We start from the raw sequence: 1,242 nt of genomic DNA on the forward strand, positions 1-1,242 counted from the left end.
TTCCCGTGCTTCGTTCAGTTGGCCGCCCTTGATCTGGGCGATCGCCAGGCCGTAGCGTGCTACGTCGTTTTTCGGGTTCTCGTCGAGCTGGGCGCGGAAGCGCTTGGCGCCAAGTCCCGGGGTTTCTTCATAGATCAGTTGAACGCGTGCGCGGATCAGTTGGTAGCGCATGCTGTCTTCGATACCTCCCTTTGGAAACTGTTCGGCGCGGTTGCGGGTGTCGGCGATACGCGATTCGGTGACCGGGTGAGTCAGCAGAAATTCCGGTGGCTTGGCATCGTAGCGGTACTGACGCCCCAGGCGCTCGAACATGCTGGGCATCGAGCGGGGATCGTAACCGGCCTTTTCCAGATTGAGGATGCCGATACGGTCGGCTTCCTGCTCGTTCTGGCGGGAGAATCGCCGCTGTTCCTGGATGGCTGCGGCCTGTGTGCCGGCAATGGCTGCAATCCCGGCGTTACCGCCACCTGCGGCTGCAACCACGATGCCGGCCAGCAATGCAGCCATCATCGGTACTTGCATGCGTTGTTGCGCTTCGACGCCCCGGGCAAAGTGGCGTTGCGACAAGTGAGCCAGTTCGTGCGCCAGTACCGAAGCGTATTCGCCTTCGGTCTGGGCGTAGAGGAACAGGCCACCGTTGACCCCGACGATCCCGCCGGGTGCCGCAAAGGCGTTGAGCTGCGGGCTGTTGATCAGGATGAACTCCAGGCGCCGGTCAGTGACCTGGCTGGTCTCCACCAGTCGGTAGACGCTGGATTCCACGTAATTCTTGAGTTGCGGATCGTTGAGCTGTGAAACCTGGCTGCGCAACATGGCCAGCCAGGCGCGGCCGAGCTGGTATTYCTGTTGCGGCGAGACAATGGCAGAACTGGCGTCGCCGAGTGACGGCAGGTCGTCGGCAAAGCCCGGTGAGGCGAGCAGGCAAGCGAGCGTCAGCAGGGTAGGGCGCAAAAATGTCATGCACAAAGCCTTAGTCGACAAAGACCTTACTGTAGCCGGACACAGGCGTTGCGACCAGATATTCTAGGCAACTCAACCACCTGACCCGGAGTGATGCAATGACCGACGCTGTAGAGCATGACGTTGAACTCGACGCCAGCGGCCTGAATTGCCCGTTGCCGTTGCTCAAGGCCAAGATGGAGCTCAACCGGCTGGCCAGTGGTGCGGTGCTCAAGGTCATCGCCACCGATGCAGGTTCGCAGCGCGACTTTCGCACCTTTGCCCGATTGGCCGGTCATACCC

The 1,242-nt window shown here is 61.2% G+C and carries 2 protein-coding genes; one reads left to right on the forward strand and one right to left on the reverse strand.

Features of this window, described 5'->3' with window-relative positions:
- On the reverse strand, window positions 1–960 hold a 960-nt coding region (locus tag ACXRVY_RS30000; RefSeq protein ID WP_458239073.1), incomplete at its 3' end, for a M48 family metalloprotease.
- Window positions 961–1,058: 98 nt separating this feature from the next.
- Here ACXRVY_RS30000 and ACXRVY_RS30005 point away from each other — a divergent pair.
- A partial coding sequence (locus ACXRVY_RS30005) for a sulfurtransferase TusA family protein (RefSeq protein ID WP_458239074.1) occupies window positions 1,059–1,242 on the forward strand: 184 nt, incomplete at its 3' end.

The organism is Pseudomonas sp. P5_A2_2 (genome assembly GCF_054177685.1).